Origin of the sequence: Sterolibacterium denitrificans, from assembly GCF_900174485.1 — a bacterium.
In the GTDB taxonomy this organism is placed as follows: Bacteria; Pseudomonadota; Gammaproteobacteria; order Burkholderiales; family Rhodocyclaceae; genus Sterolibacterium; species Sterolibacterium denitrificans.
This window is the reverse complement of the sequence record NZ_LT837803.1, coordinates 2,615,865-2,633,435: the sequence shown is the minus strand read 5'-3', so window position 1 is coordinate 2,633,435 and position 17,571 is coordinate 2,615,865. Positions and strand designations below refer to the sequence as shown.

The following is a 17,571-nucleotide window of genomic DNA, read 5'->3' as shown; positions in this document are numbered from 1 at the left end:
GACTACATATGCGGGTGAAAATGGCTCAGGCTCATAAGCAGTAAAGCCGGAACTTACCCGCCAATTTACCCGCACCCCCCAACCACAAAATTTTTTCACCAAACCACCTAAAGTTTCCCCCCGCCAAACCGTTACCTGAACCAAAGGCGAGGAAGACACATTTTGCGTACTCCGCCTTGACACCGTAACTCCCTGATAGATAAAGGAGAACCAAAATGGCTTCAGTCATCAATACCAACATTGCCTCGATCAACGCGCAGCGCAATCTGAGCGCTTCCAGCTCGCTGCTCGAAACTTCCCTGCAGCGTCTGTCTTCCGGCTTGCGCATCAACAGCGCCAAGGACGACGCCGCCGGTCTGGCGATTGCCGAGCGTTTCACCACCCAGATCCGCGGTCTGAACCAGGCCGTGCGCAATGCCAATGACGGCATCTCGCTGGCCCAGTCCGGCGAAGGCGCGCTGGGCGAATTGACGCAGAACCTGCAGCGCGTGCGCGAGCTGGCCCTGCAATCGGCCAACGCCACCAACTCCAATACCGACCGCTCGGCCATCGACCTCGAAGTGCAGCAGCGCATGCAGGAAATCGACCGCGTGGCTTCCCAAACCTCGTTCAACGGCCGCTACCTGCTCGACGGCAGCTTCGGCAGCGCGACCTTCCAGGTCGGCGCCAACGTCGGCCAGACCATCGGCTTCGATCTGGGTGCCAGCACCAGCATGCGCCTGGACAGCGTCGGCGCGGTGGCGAAGGCTACCTCGACCACCGACCTGGCCGGCCTCATCGAAGGCAGCGCCGCTACTTTCACTACGGCTGCTGCTGATCTCTTCGCTGACTACAGCACAATAGACGCTACAACAGGCACATCCACGGTCGCAGTGACTGCGGCGGCGGTTGCTAACGATACTTTCGTGCTTGATGGCATTACATTCACTTTTGTACAAGGTGGAGCCGCCAGCGAGACCATTACGTCTGCCACTGCCGTTACGATTACGCGCGACATATCCGGTACGCCACTCACCAATGACACCACTGCTGCTGCACTCAAGGCTGCAATTGATGCGTACAAGGCCGATTCAGCCAATGCCGATGGGCGGTTGGATGACATTACTGCGACCGTTGGCACCAACACGCTTACGCTGACTTACGCGACGGCCGGTTTGCCCAGCACTAATCACGCCATGTCTGTTAGCGGTACCTTGGCAGCCACCATCAATGTTGACGCGTCGGGTGCCGACGCCGACACCAGCGCCAACAGCGACTTCAGCATCACGGTGCCTGGTGGCAGCGCTTTCAACGTAACGCTGGATTCGAACATTACGAGTGCTGCTAATCTGCTTTCCGCCATCCAGGGTGCGGCGGGTTATTCGGCGGCGGGCTTCACCGTCGCCAGTGATGGCACCAACCTGACTTTCACGGCGAAAAATGCGGCTGCTGGCAGCATCGTCATGGGCGGTACAGAGACTCTGACTGCCGTCACCGATGGCGATGTCGCTGGTGTGGCGGCTGCGCCGATTACAGTTGCCGGCAACTTCAGCATCAAGCTCGGCGACGCCGATGCCGTGCAGGTGGCCGATGGCAGCTACGCGACCGCTCAGAGCCTGGTCGCTGCGGTGAATCGCGCCCTGGCTGGCAATGGTCAGGCGTCGCTCAACGATGATGGCACGATGAGCATCGTCTCCGGCCAGACCATCACGGTGACCGGCAGCGTTGGCACCACGACGGTCGGTATGGGGGCGGATCCCATCACGGCTTCCGGCAGCCTGACCGGCGGCAACGTGAAGACCGTGGCGGGCGCCAACGAGCTGATCCAGCGCATCGACGCGGCGCTGACTTCGGTTTCCGATCTGCGCAGCACCTTCGGCGCGATCCAGAACCGCTTCGAGTCGGCGATCGCCAACATGCAGGCCACGTCGGAAAACCTCACGGCTTCCCGCAGCCGCATCCAGGATGCCGACTTCGCCCAGGAAACGGCCAACCTGACGCGTGCGCAGATTCTCCAGCAAGCGGGTATCGCCATGCTTTCGCAAGCCAACTCCATGCCCAACATGGTGCTGAGCCTGCTGAGGTAAGTCTGGGGCTGTTGTAAGATGCGCCGGGCGGAGCACTGAAACAGGTGCTCCGCCTGGCCGTTTGCCAAGGAGAATGGACCATGAGCATCCCGACCATCGGCCCAACGGTAAGCACCACCGCCAGCGCCGGCAGCGAAACGGGTAGCCGCGCCAGCGGCGCAATGGCTTCAGCAGCGGCCGTGACCGTGGCTGCGCCGCCCGTCGGCACGCCGTCCGCGGCACCGGCGCCCGCGCCGGCCCAGGCAGCGCCCGCCGCCAGCCTGGCCGCCGTCGAAGAGGCGACCCGCCAGGTGGCGGAATTGGTGCAGAGCCGCGCCAGCAACCTGGTGTTCTCGCTCGACGACGACAGCGGCAAGACCATCGTCAAGATCGTCGACGCCCAGACCGATGAGGTCATCCGCCAGATTCCTTCCGAGGAAATGCTGGCCCTGGCCAAGTCGATCGAGGAGTACCAGAACGCGCAGAGCGTGCTGATCAAGGATAGCGCTTGACCGATTGATTGATCGGCGGGTTGTCTGCTGACTTGCTACTTGCCCCGTATGGGGCAGGGGTTTTTTGTTTACGCCAACTGCATTGTGCGGTTGGCTGTTTTTTTTTGGGGGGCGATATTTCCGAATATCGGCTTCGTCATTCCCGCGTAGGCGGGAATCCAGCAGCACGGCCTACCCGACGAAGCGCGCATCGTCGTCATTCCCGCGAAAGCGGGAATCCAGTACGTTCCTGGGTCCCCGCTTTCGCGGGGACGACGATGTAGAGCGCAGGGTTGGTATTTTGAGATTTCGGTGGGGGTTTTTCTGATGGAACGCTGAAGCCGGGACTCGCCCCGGCGGGCGAGTTACTTTTTGCCGCGCGGCAAAAAGTAACCAAAAAGCGCGCCCCACCTCTACGGGTGGCTCCGCCCTTCGGGCTCCTGTCGGTGCGCCGGCCCTTCGGGCTGCCCTCACTGCGCTACCCTCGGCCGGCCTGCTTTGCAAACTCGCTACGCTCGAACAGCAAAGCAGGACTTCCCCGTCCGAGGCCAGCTCCGCTCGGCGGCGCAGAGGGGAATGGAAAAGCGTCACAGCCCAACGGACAGAGCGTGGCGCTTTGCGCCGGGTAAGCTGATGCAGGGTTGCACGCTTGACACATATTCGTCGTCCCCGCGAAAGCGGGGACCCAGGAACGTACTGGATTCCCGCTTTCGCGGGAATGACGAATCCGATATTTACATCTTCCAGCCGATTTGGTATTTGGCTTTTCAACCCCCACGCGTTGAGCAGCACCCCATTCCCCTGTGTCTCGCCGAGTTTCGCCGCCGCCGAGCGGGGCTTTCCGGTTTCGTTGTCTGAGCGCAGCGAGTTTAGAAACCGGCCGCTCGGCGGCGGCGAAACTCGGGTAGCCCGAAGGGCCGAGACACCGGGGTGCGCTTCTTTGCCTCCTTTCTTGTCGCACGACAAGAAAGGAGGTCGCCCGCCGGGGCGAGTCCCGGCTTCAGCGCACCGTCAGAAAAACCCCCACCGAAATCTCAAAATACCGACCCTGGCCCATTTCCCTTCCTGGCTCCTTTCCTCTTTGTCGTACGACAAGAAAGTAGGTCACCCGCCAGGGCGAAACCTGGCTTCTGAAACATGACGAGGCCTGCGCCTTGACTGTTTTGTATGCTATAGCCACAATGTAGTTACAGTACAGGGAGAACAGACATGACCACGACCGCAGACACTTTTGTACGCGCCCGCATTGACAGCGAAACCAAGGACAAGGCCACTGCCGCATTGCAGGCGATGGGGCTGTCCGTTTCGGATGCCCTGCGCATCCTGCTTCGCCGTGTCGCCGCTGACCAGGCTTTCCCCCTTGAACTCAAGGTGCCCAACGCCGAAACCCGCGCAGCCATCGAAGAGCTGGAAAGCGGCAATCTGCCGCGTGCGCACAGCGTGGCCGAGTTGATGAGGGAACTCCATGCGGATGATTGAGTGGACTTCAAGGTTTAAAAAGGATTACAAACGCGAGAGTAAAGGCCAGCATCGCGGTACGCTGGATGCTTCGCTAGAGCTTGTGGTTCAGGCGTTGGCCGACGACCAGGCGCTACAGCCCAGTCAGCGCGATCATGATTTGACCGGGGACTGGGCAGGTTGCCGCGAATGCCACCTTAAACCCGATTTGCTGTTGATTTACCGGAAGATAGATACCGAAGAGCACGGAATCCTGCGTTTGGCTCGCCTTGGCTCACACAGCGAGCTTTTCGGCTGACCGCACCAGCATCGGCCCGGCTGCCATTCAAACCCATGGAGTGCTTCTCGCCAAGCGTTGTTTCGCTATAGAGTCATGGCATGGGAAATCGTGATTTCTTGTTGTGATGGAGCTTGCCGCAATGACTGCCAGAGATGCTGAATCGGCACTGTTTGCCCGGTGTGCTGCCGCCGCTCGGGAGGCTGCGCAGCCGGCGCAGGACCAGCGCGAGGCCAATGTGTTCCGCCTGGCCGCGATGGTCGTCCGGTCGCGATTCCCCAGTGAGTCGATGCGCCTGATGCAGGCAAGCGAGCGCTACTTCGCTTCACACCCGAACGCAAGGCTGGCGTCGGCGGATGTTGTCAGGAAGGGTTGGGTTCCGAGCCTGCCTCGCTTGCGTGACATGCTGAGTCATCGACTCTACGGGTACATGGCGACGAACCAGTTCGAAACTGAACCTGCGGGTGCGGTCGGTCTGGCTCGTAAGGTTGAAAGCGAGCGTATGCCCTGATATGGACTGGGGCTGACGACTGCTTTGGTCAGCATTTACCTCCCAATCAAGCTTGTAGTAACGTGACTACATCGCTGGTTGATATAGGAGGCACCCCATGACCATTACGACGCTATCCAGCCGGGAGCTGAATCAGGACGTGACGCGAGCAAAGAAGGCCACCAGGAACGGCCCCGTGTTCATCACGGATCGCGGCAAGCCTGCGCACGTGCTGTTGAGCTTCGAGGATTATCAGCGGTTGACGAAGCAGCGGCGCAACATTGCCGACGCGCTGGCGATGCCGGGTGTTGCGGATGTCGGGTTTGAGCCGCCGCGCGTGAGTATTGGTGTCCGGCCGGCTGATCTTTCATGATGTACGTGCTCGATACCAACGTGCTGTCCGAGCTGCGCAAGGTACGGCTTGGCAGGGCCGATGCGAATGTGGCGGCATGGGCGGAAAGCGTCGATGCCGCTGAACTCTTTGTATCGACCATCACCATCATGGAGCTGGAGCTTGGCGTTCTGTCGATCGAGTGCAAGGATGCCAGTCAAGGAGCCATGTTGCGCTTGTGGCTGGAGCAGTACGTATTGACCGAGTTTTCCGGGCGCATATTGCCCGTCGATACTGCCGTGGCGCAACGCTGCGCCCGGCTGCATGTGCCCGACCAGCGTGGCGAGCGTGGTGCGCTCATTGCGGCAACGGCGCTGGTGCACGGTATGACGGTGGTCACGCGCAATGTTGCTGATTTCAAGCCGACGGGCGTGAGTATCGTTAATCCGTGGGCGCTGTTGCCAGCGTAAAGGGTCGATATTTCCTGGCTAGCCTCGGCTGGTGTCGTGTCGCACGCTGATTGATACACACATTCGTCGCCCCCGCGCAGGCGGGGACCCAGGGACGTACTGGATTCCCGCCTGCGCGGGAATGACGGAGCCGATATTTGGCCGTTGAAAGAAAAACCGCCGCGAGCGTATGCTCTGACTTGCGCCACCGTGGATTGCTGATCGTTGTCTGCTGGCCGCGATCCGCGCCTATGCTTGTCCCAGCCGCAGATAGAGTTCATAGCGGCGCGGGTGGATGGCGCCGTGGTCGACGGCCTGTTTGATGGCGCAGCCGGGTTCGTCGCGATGGTGGCAGTCGCGGAAGCGGCAGGCGGCGAGGTGGGGGCGGAATTCGCGGAAGCCTTGTTCGATTTCGCCGCGCGTGAGGTGGGCGAGGCCGAATTCCTGCAGGCCGGGGCTGTCGATGAGGGCAGCGTCCGCGCTGGCGCCGGGCAGGCGGTAGAGGCGGGCGTGGGTGGTGGTGTGCTTGCCGCTGTCGAGCGCGGCGGAGATTTCGCGGGTGGTGGCGTTGGCGCCGGGGATCAGGGCGTTGAGCAGCGTTGATTTGCCCATGCCGGATTGGCCGACGAGGATGCTGCATTGGCCGGCCAGGTGGGGTTGCAGAGCGCGGGCGGCGGCTTCGGGGTGCTGTGCTGCGCTCAGTTCGATGACCGGGTAGCCGAGCGCGGCCAGCGGGGCGAGGCGGGCGCGGGCGGCGTCGAGCTGGGCGGTCAGGTCGGTCTTGTTGAGGATGATGAGGCTGCGCAGGTTCTGGCTTTCGGCGGCGACCAGGGCGCGGGTGAGGAGTTCGTCGCTGAACGAGGGTTCGGTGGCGGCGACCAGTACGAGTTGCGTGGCATTGGCGACGATGAGTTTCTGCCGCCAGGCATCCGCCCGGTAGAGCAGCGAGGCGCGCGGCAGATGGCGGCGTATCTGCGCCTGGCCGTCGGCGGCATGTTCCAGTTCGACGCGATCGCCGCAGGCGTAGGGGCTTTTCTTGCCGCGCGGATAGCCGGTGATCCGTTGGCCATCCGCCAGTTCGATTTCGTAGTGGCGGCCGAAGGCGGCCGTGATCAGACCGGTGGCGGGGGGCGGTGAGGGTGTCACTTGCGGCGAACGAAAGATGTCGGTAACCCGGGATAGTACGATATCAGGCCTGTTCTGGCTGGATAGCAGGGCGTTGATGAAAACGTGCGTGGAGTGCATTATAAGTTACAATCCGGGACATGATTGAAATCTTTCGCTACCAGACCAGCGACGGCCAGGAGCCTGTGACAGCGTGGTTGAATGCCTTGCGTGACAAGGCGCTGCAGGCGCGTTTGCGTCTGAAGCGATTGGAGGCGGGGAATTTTGGTGATTGCGAGCCGGTAGGTGAGGGTGTGCTGGAGTTGCAGGCACATTTTGGCGCTGGCTATCGTATGTATCTGGGGCGACATGGGGCGCGCGTGGTGGTTTTGCTCTGCGCCGGCGACAAGAGTACGCAAAAGCGCGACATCATGACCGCTCGTGAGCATTGGGCGGATTGGAAACGGAGGCAGGCATGAGCAGAAAACTGCAGGCGATGGTAATGCACCGTGAGCGTGAAGTTGCGGAGCTGCGCGCAGATCGTGAACTGGCGATCGAATATTTGAGGGTGGCGATGGAGTCGTTGGACGACCCTGATGATCGTGCGGCAGGTCTGCTGGCGTTGCGTACTGTGGTGGAAGCTTACGGCGGGCTAGCAGCAGTTGCAGCTCAGGCAGGAATCAGCCGTGAGGCGCTGTATCGCGCGCTGTCGCCACGCGGTAATCCCACTTTGAAAACTTTGCTCGCCGTGCTAAAGGCGGTGGGCATGCGGTTGTCCATCGAGCCACAGGGGCATGCGCTGGCGTGAGCTGTTTGGCTGTTGTCGCGCTGTCATGAAGTCGTAATCCGCAAATTTTGTAGATGCGCCACCCGCAGGCCGGCCGGCGGGTGGCTGTCGTGGAACAGGGAGTGCAGCGGGTCGGGGGTGAGGGTGGCGGCGTTGTCGCGGTAGAGTTTGACCAGGGCGCTGATCAGGTCGGCGGCGGCGGTGTGCCGCGCGGCGTAGGCGTCGGCCTGGTATTCGTGGCGGCGCGAGAGTTGCGAGAGCAGCGGCGTGAGCAGGAAGGTGAATACCGGCACGACGAGGAAGAACAGCAGCAGGGCCAGCGCCGTGGCGGCCGGGCCGCCGGCCGCAGGTGGGGTGATGCCGAGTCCGGCGTAGAACCAGCTCTGGTCGATCAGCAGGCCAAGCAGGGCGAAGAAGGCCAGGCTGAACAGGCCGAGCAGGAGGACGCGCTGCCAGATGTGGTGCTGGCGGTAGTGGCCGAGTTCGTGGGCGAGGACGGCGTCGATTTCCGCCGGGTCGAGGCGATCGAGCAGGGTGTCGTAGAAGACGATGCGCTTGGCGCGGCCGAAGCCGGTGAAGTAGGCGTTGCCGTGGGTGCTGCGTTTGGAGCCGTCCATGACGAACAGGCCGCTGGACTTGAAGCCGCAGCGCGCCAGCAGGGCTTCGATGCGGGCCCGCAGGGCGGGATCGGCGAGCGCTTCGAACTTGTTGAAGAGCGGGGCGATCAGCGTCGGGTAGAGCAGCAGGGCGAGCAGGTTGAAGCCCATCCAGAAGGCCCAGACGTAGAGCCACCAGGCGCTGCCCATGCGGGTCATCAGCCAGAGCACGGCGAGCAGCAGCGGGGTGCCGATGATGAGCGCGAGCAGGGTTTGCTTGACCAGATCGGCGAGCCAGAGCGCCGGGGTGAGCTTGTTGAAGCCGTAGCGCGCTTCGAGGCTGAAGCGCTGGTAGAGGTCGAGCGGCAGGTGGGCCAGGAAGCTGATCACGACGACGGCTGCGATCAGCGCCAGACCATGCAGGTAGCCGCCGGCGGGCAGGTAGTGGCGGCATAGTTCGTCGATGTGCTGCAGCAGGCCGCCGAGGGTGAATAACAACAGCAGGATGCTGCCGATCGCCAGTTCGATCAGGGCCAGGCGCGCCTTGGCGCTGCCGTAGTCGGCGGCCTTGTGGTGTTCGGCCAGGCTGATGCGGGCGGCAAAGGCGTCCGGCACGGCGTGGCGATGGGCGGCGATGTGGCGCAACTGGCGCAGCTTCAGCCAGAAGTGGAGGAGGACGTTGGCGGCGAGCGCGGCCAGAAAGAGCTGGGTGAATTGCTGGGCGGTCATGGCGGGCGGCGGGTGTGTGGCTGGAGCTGGGGGGCAGGCGTTGCAACTGCGAGACTGTGAGAGAATGCGGGCTCGATTTTTCGCTGAAGAACGGATGAGGTGGGTGAGGTTATGGCACAGGATCAGAATGCGCTTGTCTGGCTGGATATGGAGATGACGGGACTGAATCCCGACGGGGACCGGATCATCGAGATTGCGATGGTGGTCACCGATTCGCAACTCGGTATTGTGGCGGAAAGTCCGTCCTGGGTGGTGCACCAGTCGGATGCGGTGCTCGATGGCATGGATGAGTGGAACAAGGGCACCCATGGCCGCTCTGGGCTGATCGAGAAGGTGCGCGCGTCAACGTTCGACGAGGCGGCGATCGAGGCGCAGTGCCTGGATTTCATCAAGCAGCACGTGCCGGCGCGGACGACGCCGATGTGCGGCAATTCGATCTGCCAGGACCGGCGCTTCATGGCGCGCTACATGCCGGCGCTGGAAGCGTATTTTCATTACCGCAACCTGGATGTCAGCACGCTCAAGGAACTCTGCAAGCGCTGGCGTCCGGAACTGGCCAAGGGCGTGACCAAGAACGGCCAGCATACGGCGTTGGCCGACATCCTCGAATCCATCGAGGAAATGAAGTATTACCGCGAGCATTTCATCCGGCTGGCCTGAGGCGCTGCCGTTTGGTCTGCACGGGCCGCGGCCCGGCGGCGCTGTGGGTGTCGGGGGCGGCGAGGGTGGTAAATAAGGGTAATGAATTACCCTCTAGTAAGGGTAATGGTGAGGGTAACAAGTCGTGAGAAGTTGTGCGCAGCCGTGAGCACGGTAACGGCAGCTTCCCGACTTTCACCTTCCTGTTGCTGATTTTCCCGGCTTACTTCTGCGCCTGCGCTGCCTGTGCTGCCTGCGTGTGGGGAATGCGCTGGTAGAGCCAGAAGCGTTCGTTGCGGTCGCTCGGGCGGCGGCCTTCCCAGCGTTGTTGCCAGTCGGCGCCTTGTGGGATGCGGCCGCCGGCTGCCGTGCCCTGGATCAGCAGCAGTGGGCAGTCCTGGCCGTCTGCCGAGTCGGCGGCGCGGGGACGGATGCCGACGAAATAATCGAAGGAGATCCGTTGCGGCAGGCCGAGGTCGCGCTGGGCGATGCAGCCGGCGTCTTTTTCCTGCGGCAGGGCTTGCTGCAGCGACTCGGCCACGCTGCGATAGCTTTTGCCGTAGTCGACCCAGGGCAGCCAGAGGGTGATCAGCAGCGTCCACATCAGGGCGACGCCGGCGGCCCAGTGGCTGATGCCGCGCCAGGCCGAGCGCGGGCTGGTGCAGATCAGCCAGAACCAGACCAGGCTCAGCACGACAGCCAGCGCGAAGGCAAGGAGGGAGAATTCGTGGCTGTAGCCCGGCGCTATCCTGGCGGCATTGCGGGCGATTTTTTCGGGCAGGCCGAAGGACAGGGCGCTGCCGCCCAGCCAGATCAGCAAGGCGAAAAAGCTGAAGGTCATCATGCCGAACCAGTCGAAGGCATTTGCCGCGCCGCGCCGCAGCAGATGGGCGCTGCTCGCCGCCTGCAGGATCAGCGGCACCAGCAGCGGTAGGGCCTGCAGCGTGGGACGGGGTTCGCCGAACAGCAGCAGGATGCCGAAGCTGGTCAGCGTGCCGATGAGGGGCAGGGCGATGGCCGGGTGGCCGAGGTGGCGGCGATTCAGCCACAGCGCCCAGAGCGCGAGCGGCAGCGCCGGCCAGGCGAACCAGGCAAGGAGCTTGGCGAAATCGGGCAGGTTGCGCCACCAGTCGCTCTGGTAGCGCAGGCTGGCCAGCATGCGTTCCAGCCAGAGGGCGTAGGCGTCGGGCCGCTGGCTGGCGAGCAGCAGCGGCCAGGCGGCGCAGAGCAGGGCGGCCAGCAGCAGGGTGATGAGCAGGCCGCGCAGGGCGGTGGGTGTGCGCCAGTGGCGGTTGAGCGGCAGCAGCAGGAGCAAGGGCAGCAGATGGGCCAGGGCGAGCGTGCCGCCGGCCAGAAAGCCCAGGCCGATGCCCAGCCCGGCGAGACTGCCGCCCGCCATGGGACGCAGCGGCAACAGGGCGAAGCCGCCATAGGCGACGGCGCTGGCGGCGAGCAGCGCAATGAAGGGTTGCGTGTCATGGATGGGCAGCAGCAGGCCCAGGCAGCCGATGGCGATCAGCGGGGCGGCGTTGCCGGTGCGGCGGCGCGTGTCGTCTTCGAGTTCGCCGATTTCACCGATTTTTTTCGTCTGGCTGGATTTGTGCAGCAGGCGTCCGGCAAAGGCCAGCAGTGCCAGAAACAGCGCGCCGCACAGGCCCGAGGCGAGGCGGATGGCGTCATGCAGCGGCAGCAGCGGGCCGAACAGGTGGCCGCAGAGGGCGGCGATCCAGTAGTAGAGCGGCGGGGTGTCGAGCCAGGGCGCGCCGGCAAGCTGCGGCACCAGCCAGTCGCCGCCGCGGTAGAGTTCCCAGGCGATGCCGAAATGCAGGGCGTCGTCGTTCTTCCAGGGATCGTGGCCGGTCAGTCCGGCGAACAGGTAGAGGGCGCAGACCGCCGCCAGCGGCAGGCCGCGCCAGGGAGGAAGGATGGGGAAACGGGGCAGCCGCATGGGTGGCCAGGGAGGGACTGGGAGTATGTAAAAAGGCAGCCTGGGCTGCCTTTTTCGTATTGCCTGCGTCGCCGGAGTGCAGCGATAGAGGGGATGGGCGCCGGGAATCAGGCGCGCTGGACGTTGCCGTATTTCTGGCGGAAGCGTTCGACGCGGCCGGCGGTGTCGACGATCTTCTGCTTGCCGGTGTAGAAGGGGTGGCATTCGGAACACACTTCGATATGCAGCGCCTTGCTGCTGGTCGAGCGGGTCTTGAAGTTGTTGCCGCAGGAGCAGGTGACGTCGATTTCGGCGTAGTTGGGATGGATGGCGTCTTTCATGATGAGTCCTGTGTTTTGAGAGTTCGCGGATCCGCGTGCGCCGGCCGGCAACTGCGTCGATTGGCGGGGATTGGCAAGGCCGTGGGCGCGGAAAAGAGGGGAATTATCCTTGAATTCATGCCGGATTGCAATCGGCCATGGCCGGGATGATCGGGATGGCCGCCGTGGCTGGGGAGGGGATTTCAGCCGCGCCGCATGGCGTCGAAGAATTCGCCGTTGTTCTTGGTGGCCTTGATCTTGTCGAGGAGGAATTCCATCGCTTCCATGTCGTCCATGTTGTAGAGCAGCTTGCGCAGCACCCACATTTTCTGCATGACGTCGGGCTTGAGCAGGAGTTCCTCGCGCCGCGTGCCCGAACGATTGACGTTGATCGCCGGATAGACGCGCTTCTCGGCCATGCGCCGGTCGAGGTGGATTTCCATGTTGCCGGTGCCCTTGAATTCCTCGTAGATGACGTCGTCCATGCGGCTGCCGGTGTCGATCAGGGCGGTGGCGATGATGGTCAGCGAGCCGCCTTCTTCGATGTTGCGCGCCGCGCCGAAGAAGCGCTTGGGGCGTTGCAGGGCGTTGGCATCGACGCCGCCGGTGAGTACCTTGCCGGATGACGGCGCGACGGTGTTGTAGGCGCGCGCCAGGCGTGTGATGGAATCGAGCAGGATGACCACGTCCTTCTTGTGCTCGACCAGGCGCTTGGCTTTTTCGATGACCATCTCGGCCACCTGGACGTGGCGTGCGGCCGGCTCGTCGAAGGTCGAGGCGACCACTTCGCCGCGCACCGAGCGCTGCATTTCGGTGACTTCCTCGGGGCGCTCGTCGATCAGCAGGACGATCAGTTCGACGTCCGGGTGGTTGGCGGCGATGGCATGGGCGATGTGCTGCATCATCACCGTCTTGCCGCTTTTCGGGCTGGCGACCAGCAGGCCGCGCTGGCCCTTGCCGATCGGGGCGACGATGTCGATGACGCGCGAAGTGGTGTTTTCCTCGGCGCGAATCTCGCGTTCGAGGCGCAGGTGTTCTTCGGGGTGCAGCGGCGTCAGGTTCTCGAAGAGGATCTTGTTCTTCGAGGCTTCCGGCGATTCGCCATTGACGCTATAGACCTTGACCAGGGCGAAGTAGCGTTCGCCATCCTTGGGCATGCGGATCTCGCCTTCGATGGTGTCGCCGGTGTGCAGATTGAAGCGGCGGATCTGCGAAGGCGAGACGTAAATGTCGTCGGGGCTGGCGAGGTAGGAGGTGTCGGGCGTGCGCAGGAAGCCGTAGCCGTCGGAGAGGACTTCGAGCACGCCGTCGCTGACGATGGTTTCGCCTTTCTTGGCGCGGTTCTTGAGCAGGGCGAAAATCAGTTCCTGCTTGCGCATGCGGTAGGCGCCGTCGATTTCGTCGGCAACAGCCATGTCGAGCAACTGGCTGACGTGGAGAACTTTGAGCTCCGAAAAGTGCATGTGGAAAGCCTGATGGATGTAAGGCGATGATGGACGAGTGGCCAGTCAGGAGCACGCCATGAGGATTCGCGCACGCAGGAAATGATCGCGCGGTTGCGAAGACCGGGGGAGTGTCTGGCAGAAAACTCGGGAGGAGTTGGACGCTTTGGGGATTTCTGGAATTGCAGATGACGGATTGCCGGAAACCGAAGCAGTGCGGGCGGCGCGTGGAGTAGAGGCTGTCAGCGCAGCGATATCCTTGCAGGCGCCGCCGTTCGGGCAATACCGGGGCCGGACTTTATCCGGATCAGAGATGACTGTCAATAAAAGCCGTGAGTTGCGATTTCGACAGGGCGCCGACCTTGGTCGCCTCGACGTTGCCGCCCTTGAACAGCATCAGGGTGGGAATGCCGCGGATGCCGAATTCGCCCGGCGTCTTCTGGTTTTCGTCGATGTTCATCTTCGCCACCTTGAGCTTGCCGGCGTATTCCTGGGCGATTTCGTCGAGGATGGGGGCAATCATCTTGCATGGGCCGCACCACTCGGCCCAGTAGTCGAGCAGGACGGGCGTGGTGGATTCAAGCACTTCGCTCTTGAAAGTGGCGTCGGAGACGGGGTGTGTGTGTTCGCTCATGGGGTCCTCTGAGTGTGTTGTACAAATCCGGAATTCGGGCGCGGCGTCAGGTCGCGGAGTCGGGAGTCATGCAGGCGTCGTTCCAGTGTCAGTGGAGCGTGGCATGGACGCGTGGGATGAAAGGATGGGGAGTGATCTGGACGAATCCGTGCGATGCAGGCGGCCGGGAGACGGTAGTGTGAGGCAGCGCGAGGCAGTGTGAAGATGGTTCGCCACCGCCGGCAGCCGCGGTGCTGCTGGCCGCGTGTCCGTGCATATTACCCGATTCTCGTTGGCCTGTCTGTCCGCCGGACAGCCACCTGGCGGCAGGCCGCCCGGCGCGGGCGGAATGGGCTTGCCGTATAATTTCCCCGGCGATTCCGCCATTCTGCGAGGTGCAGTGACATGACTTACGTGGTAACCGAATCCTGCATACAGTGCAAATACACCGACTGTGTTGATGTGTGTCCGGTGGATGCCTTCCGCGAGGGAGCGAATTTTCTCGTCATCGATCCGGACGAGTGCATCGATTGCACGCTGTGCGTGGCCGAGTGTCCGGTCGAGGCGATTTTTGCCGAGGATGACGTGCCCGCTGGGCAGGAGCATTTCACGCCGTTGAATGCCGAGCTTGCCAAGCTCTGGAAGCCCATCATCGAACGCAAGGACGCGCTGCCCGAGGCCGACGAGTGGGCCAAGGTCGAGAGCAAGTTCGACAAGCTCCAGCGCTGACGGCGGGCCAACGCAGCAGCAGATCACCCGTTTGCGGTTTGTAGGCTTGTAGGCTGGTAGCCTGTATCGTGCAGGCAGAGATAAAAGAAAAGGAGGAGCGACATGGAAAAGATCTGGTTGCAGAGTTACATGTCCGGCGTGCCTGCCGAGGTGGATGTCGATGCGTTTGCTTCGCTCGCCGATCTCTTCGAGAAAAGCGCGCAGGCTTTTTCCGAGCGCACGGCCTTCATCAACATGGGCAAGGCGCTGAGTTATGCCGAGCTCGATCGGCACTCGCGCGATTTCGCGGCCTATTGCCAATCGGTGCTGAAGCTGCCCAAGGGCGCGCGGATCGCCCTGATGATGCCGAATCTCCTGCAGTATCCGGTGGCCCTGTTCGGCGCGCTGCGCGGCGGTTATACCGTGGTGAATTGCAATCCGCTGTATACCCCGCGCGAACTGGAGCATCAGTTGCAGGATTCCGGCGCCGAGGCAATCGTCATCGTCGAGAACTTCGCGCATGTGCTGCAGGCGGTGCTGCCCCGTACCCAGGTGCGCCATGTCGTCGTCACCGGGCTGGGCGACATGCTGGGTTTTCCCAAGAGCCTGCTGGTGAATCTGGTGGTGCGCCATGTCAAGAAAATGGTGCCGGCCTGGCGGCTGCCCGGCGCGTTGCGCTTCAATCAGGTGCTGGCCGCCGGCAGGCAGGCGGCATTTCAGCCGGTAGCCATCGATCATGAGGACAACGCCTTCCTGCAATACACCGGCGGCACGACCGGGGTGGCCAAGGGGGCGATGCTGACGCATCGCAACATCATCGCCAACCTGCAGCAGGCGCACGCCTGGCTGAATCCGGTGCTGAAGCCGGCAGGCGATGAGGTCATCATCACCGCCCTGCCGCTGTATCACATCTTCGCGCTGACGGCGAATTGCCTGACTTTTCTCAAGATCGGCGCGACGAATGTGCTGATCACCAATCCGCGCGATATTCCCGGTTTCGTCAAGGAGCTGGCGCAGCATCGGTTCACCTGTTTCACCGGCGTGAATACGCTGTTCAATGCGCTGCTCAATCATCCGGATTTCGCCCGGCTGGATTTCAGCGCGCTGCGCGTTTCCCTGGGCGGCGGCATGGCAGTGCAGAAGGCGGTGGCGGAGAAATGGAAACAGGTGACCGGCAAGCCGCTGATCGAGGCTTACGGCCTGACGGAAACTTCGCCGGCGGCCACCATCAATCCGCTCGACCTACCCGAGTACAACGGCTCGATCGGCCTGCCGATCTCTTCGACCGAGGTGGCGATCCGCGCCGAGGATGGCCGTTATCTGCCGCCCGGCGAGGTGGGCGAAATCTGCGTGCGCGGGCCGCAGGTGATGAAGGGTTACTGGAACCGTCCCGAGGAAACCGCCAAGGTGCTTCTGCCTGACGGCTTCCTGCTCACCGGCGATGTCGGCGTCATGGACGACAAGGGTTTCGTGCGCATCGTCGACCGCAAGAAGGACATGATCCTGGTCTCCGGCTTCAATGTCTATCCGAACGAAGTCGAGGACATCGTCGCCCTGCATCCCGGCGTGCTGGAGGTGGCGGCGATCGGCGTGCCCGACGAGCATTCCAACGAGGCGGTGATGATCTTCGTCGTCAAGAAGGATCCGGCATTGACGGCCGATGAGTTGATCAAGCATTGCCGCGCCAATCTGACCGGCTACAAGGTGCCTCGGCACGTCGAGTTCCGCGACGAATTGCCGAAGACCAATGTCGGCAAGATCCTGCGCCGCGCCCTGCGCGAGGAGTATTTGGCCGCTGCCGGCAAATCGGCCCGGGACGCTGCATGAGCGCGCAGGCGCCCTTGCTCGTTGCCATCACCGGCGCGACCGGCGTGATCTACGGCGTCGAATTGCTGCGCGTGCTGTGCCGGCTCGGTCAGCCGACCCATCTGGTGATGAGCGAGGCGGCGATGATGACGCTGGCCATCGAGACGCCCTATGCGGTGGATGAAGTGCGCGCCCTGGCCGACGCGGTGTATCCGAACAAGGACATCGGCGCGGCGGTGGCCAGCGGCTCCTTCCGCACGCGCGGCATGATCGTCGCGCCGTGCAGCATCAAGACGCTGTCGGCGATCGCCAATTCCTATTCCAATACGCTGATTTCGCGCGCGGCCGACGTGATGTTGAAGGAGCGCCGGCCGCTGGTGCTGATGGTGCGCGAGACGCCTCTGCACAAGGGGCATCTCGAACTCATGGCGCGCGCTGCCGATTGCGGCGCGGTGATCTTGCCGCCGATGCCGGCGTTCTACGATCAGCCGCAGAGCATCATGGACATCGTGCATCAGGGCATCGGCAAGGCGCTCGACCAGCTCGGCATCGAGCATGAACTGCGTCCGCGCTGGCAAGGCCGGCCGCGTCAGTCCTGAACGGCGAGGAGGAACGATGGAGAAAGTCCTTTACCTGCTCTGGCGCGATGCCGGAGAAAGCGGCGAAGCTGGTGAACAAGGTGAACGCTTCGCCCAGCATTTGCGCGGCAATCTGGCGGAGCGGCTGCTCGCGCTCGGCGCGCGCGGCGTGCAGTTGAACGTCGCCGATGCCGCCGTCGCGCCCGGCGAGGCGTTGCGTCAGAGCAACACGCGGCCGCAGATCGAAGGCATGCTCTCGCTATGGCTCGACAGCGCCGTCGCCAGGTTCCGCCAGCCGTTCGACGATGCCATCGCCGCCGCCGTGCCGCGCATGGCCGCCTACCTCGTCACCGAATCGCAACCGATCCGCAATACCCTGCATCCGCCGCAGCCGGGCTGCCGCACGGCCGGTTTCGCCCAGGTCGCCGTGCTGCGCCGGCCGCCGCGCCTGACCTACGAAGCCTGGCTGGACATCTGGCACAACAGCCACACGCAGGTCGCCATCGACACGCAAAGCACCTTCCAGTACGTGCAGAACGTGATCGTCCGGCCGCTCAGCTACGGCGCCCCGCTGTACGACGCCGTGGTCGAGGAGTGCTTCCCGGCCGAGGCCATGACCGATCCGCAGGTGTTCTTCGACGGCGTGGGCAATCCCGAGAAGTTCCAGCGCAACCTGCAGGGCATGATGGAAAGCGTGCAGCGCTTCATCGACCTCGACAGGATCGACGTGGTGCCGACGAGCCAGTACGTCATCAAGGCGCCGTTCTGAGCTTTCCGTAGC

The 17,571-nt window shown here is 63.1% G+C and carries 20 protein-coding genes; 14 read left to right on the top strand and 6 right to left on the bottom strand.

Annotated features, from left to right (window positions below; all coding sequences use genetic code 11):
- The first annotated feature begins 215 nt into the window (after nucleotides 1–215).
- The 7 genes from SDENCHOL_RS14550 to SDENCHOL_RS11815 all read left to right on the top strand — a co-directional run bounded on the left by SDENCHOL_RS14550 (nucleotide 216) and on the right by SDENCHOL_RS11815 (nucleotide 5,562).
- Nucleotides 216–2,066 (top strand): flagellin, encoded by a 1,851-nt coding sequence (locus tag SDENCHOL_RS14550; protein WP_067169952.1) that lies wholly within the window; start codon nucleotides 216–218, stop codon nucleotides 2,064–2,066.
- Between the two features lie 80 nt (nucleotides 2,067–2,146).
- Nucleotides 2,147–2,557: a flagellar protein FlaG gene (locus SDENCHOL_RS11840; protein WP_067169949.1), complete on the top strand. Its 411-nt coding sequence runs from the start codon at nucleotides 2,147–2,149 to the stop codon at nucleotides 2,555–2,557.
- Between the two features lie 1,188 nt (nucleotides 2,558–3,745).
- The gene (locus SDENCHOL_RS11835) at nucleotides 3,746–4,015 is read left to right on the top strand and encodes a type II toxin-antitoxin system RelB/DinJ family antitoxin (protein WP_067169947.1); all 270 of its coding nucleotides are present in this window, start codon (nucleotides 3,746–3,748) and stop codon (nucleotides 4,013–4,015) included.
- Entirely contained in the window at nucleotides 4,002–4,292 is a 291-nt protein-coding gene (locus tag SDENCHOL_RS11830) for a type II toxin-antitoxin system YafQ family toxin (protein WP_067169945.1), read from the top strand. The genes SDENCHOL_RS11835 and SDENCHOL_RS11830 overlap by 14 nt, the downstream gene beginning before the upstream one ends.
- Before the next feature lie 121 nt (nucleotides 4,293–4,413).
- Entirely contained in the window at nucleotides 4,414–4,782 is a 369-nt protein-coding gene (locus SDENCHOL_RS11825; RefSeq protein WP_197706913.1) for a hypothetical protein, read from the top strand.
- A gap of 97 nt (nucleotides 4,783–4,879) precedes the next feature.
- Nucleotides 4,880–5,134, top strand: a complete 255-nt coding sequence (locus tag SDENCHOL_RS11820) for a type II toxin-antitoxin system Phd/YefM family antitoxin (protein ID WP_067169943.1) — start codon at nucleotides 4,880–4,882, stop codon at nucleotides 5,132–5,134.
- Nucleotides 5,131–5,562, top strand: a complete 432-nt coding sequence (locus SDENCHOL_RS11815) for a type II toxin-antitoxin system VapC family toxin (protein ID WP_231912975.1) — start codon at nucleotides 5,131–5,133, stop codon at nucleotides 5,560–5,562. Before SDENCHOL_RS11820 ends, SDENCHOL_RS11815 begins: the two co-directional genes overlap by 4 nt.
- A 228-nt stretch (nucleotides 5,563–5,790) precedes the next feature.
- Here the strand turns inward: SDENCHOL_RS11815 and rsgA are convergent, their stop codons facing one another.
- Complete coding sequence (rsgA, locus tag SDENCHOL_RS11810; protein WP_067170705.1) at nucleotides 5,791–6,687, bottom strand: ribosome small subunit-dependent GTPase A; 897 nt, start codon at nucleotides 6,685–6,687, stop codon at nucleotides 5,791–5,793.
- 119 nt (nucleotides 6,688–6,806) lie between these two features.
- Here rsgA and SDENCHOL_RS11805 point away from each other — a divergent pair, with 119 nt between their 5' ends.
- Together SDENCHOL_RS11805 and SDENCHOL_RS11800 are read left to right on the top strand one after the other, a co-directional pair.
- Entirely contained in the window at nucleotides 6,807–7,124 is a 318-nt protein-coding gene (locus tag SDENCHOL_RS11805; RefSeq protein WP_067169938.1) for a type II toxin-antitoxin system RelE/ParE family toxin, read from the top strand.
- Nucleotides 7,121–7,453, top strand: a complete 333-nt coding sequence (locus tag SDENCHOL_RS11800) for an addiction module antidote protein (RefSeq protein WP_067169936.1) — start codon at nucleotides 7,121–7,123, stop codon at nucleotides 7,451–7,453. The genes SDENCHOL_RS11805 and SDENCHOL_RS11800 overlap by 4 nt, the downstream gene beginning before the upstream one ends.
- Nucleotides 7,454–7,476: 23 nt before the next feature.
- On the opposite strand, the gene SDENCHOL_RS11795 is transcribed toward SDENCHOL_RS11800, so the two are convergent.
- A complete protein-coding gene (locus tag SDENCHOL_RS11795; protein ID WP_067169933.1) occupies nucleotides 7,477–8,757 on the bottom strand; it encodes a M48 family metallopeptidase in 1,281 nt (426 codons plus the stop codon).
- 111 nt (nucleotides 8,758–8,868) lie between these two features.
- Here SDENCHOL_RS11795 and orn point away from each other — a divergent pair, with 111 nt between their 5' ends.
- Nucleotides 8,869–9,417, top strand: a complete 549-nt coding sequence (gene orn / locus SDENCHOL_RS11790; protein WP_067169931.1) for an oligoribonuclease — start codon at nucleotides 8,869–8,871, stop codon at nucleotides 9,415–9,417.
- A gap of 202 nt (nucleotides 9,418–9,619) precedes the next feature.
- Here the strand turns inward: orn and SDENCHOL_RS11785 are convergent, their stop codons facing one another.
- The 4 genes from SDENCHOL_RS11785 to trxA form a co-directional block, all read right to left on the bottom strand.
- Nucleotides 9,620–11,344, bottom strand: a complete 1,725-nt coding sequence (locus tag SDENCHOL_RS11785; RefSeq protein ID WP_067169929.1) for an ArnT family glycosyltransferase — start codon at nucleotides 11,342–11,344, stop codon at nucleotides 9,620–9,622.
- 107 nt (nucleotides 11,345–11,451) lie between these two features.
- On the bottom strand, nucleotides 11,452–11,664 hold the full coding sequence (rpmE, locus tag SDENCHOL_RS11780) for a 50S ribosomal protein L31 (protein WP_067169927.1): 213 nt from the start codon (nucleotides 11,662–11,664) through the stop codon (nucleotides 11,452–11,454).
- Between the two features lie 182 nt (nucleotides 11,665–11,846).
- Nucleotides 11,847–13,106, bottom strand: coding sequence for a transcription termination factor Rho (gene rho / locus SDENCHOL_RS11775; RefSeq protein ID WP_067169925.1), 1,260 nt, complete (start codon nucleotides 13,104–13,106; stop codon nucleotides 11,847–11,849).
- Nucleotides 13,107–13,392: 286 nt separating this feature from the next.
- Nucleotides 13,393–13,719 carry a thioredoxin TrxA gene (trxA, locus tag SDENCHOL_RS11770; RefSeq protein ID WP_067169922.1) on the bottom strand — a complete coding sequence of 109 codons (327 nt, stop codon included), beginning with the start codon at nucleotides 13,717–13,719 and terminating at the stop codon, nucleotides 13,393–13,395.
- Nucleotides 13,720–14,103: 384 nt separating this feature from the next.
- Between trxA and fdxA the strand changes: the two genes are divergently transcribed.
- The 4 genes from fdxA to SDENCHOL_RS11750 all read left to right on the top strand — a co-directional run bounded on the left by fdxA (nucleotide 14,104) and on the right by SDENCHOL_RS11750 (nucleotide 17,559).
- On the top strand, nucleotides 14,104–14,427 hold the full coding sequence (fdxA, locus tag SDENCHOL_RS11765; protein ID WP_067169920.1) for a ferredoxin FdxA: 324 nt from the start codon (nucleotides 14,104–14,106) through the stop codon (nucleotides 14,425–14,427).
- A gap of 102 nt (nucleotides 14,428–14,529) precedes the next feature.
- A complete protein-coding gene (locus tag SDENCHOL_RS11760) occupies nucleotides 14,530–16,233 on the top strand; it encodes a long-chain-fatty-acid--CoA ligase (RefSeq protein ID WP_067169917.1) in 1,704 nt (567 codons plus the stop codon).
- Nucleotides 16,230–16,811 carry a UbiX family flavin prenyltransferase gene (locus SDENCHOL_RS11755; RefSeq protein WP_067169915.1) on the top strand — a complete coding sequence of 194 codons (582 nt, stop codon included), beginning with the start codon at nucleotides 16,230–16,232 and terminating at the stop codon, nucleotides 16,809–16,811. Before SDENCHOL_RS11760 ends, SDENCHOL_RS11755 begins: the two co-directional genes overlap by 4 nt.
- Nucleotides 16,812–16,827: 16 nt before the next feature.
- Nucleotides 16,828–17,559, top strand: a complete 732-nt coding sequence (locus SDENCHOL_RS11750) for an EthD domain-containing protein (RefSeq protein ID WP_067169912.1) — start codon at nucleotides 16,828–16,830, stop codon at nucleotides 17,557–17,559.
- The last annotated feature ends 12 nt before the right edge of the window (nucleotides 17,560–17,571 follow it).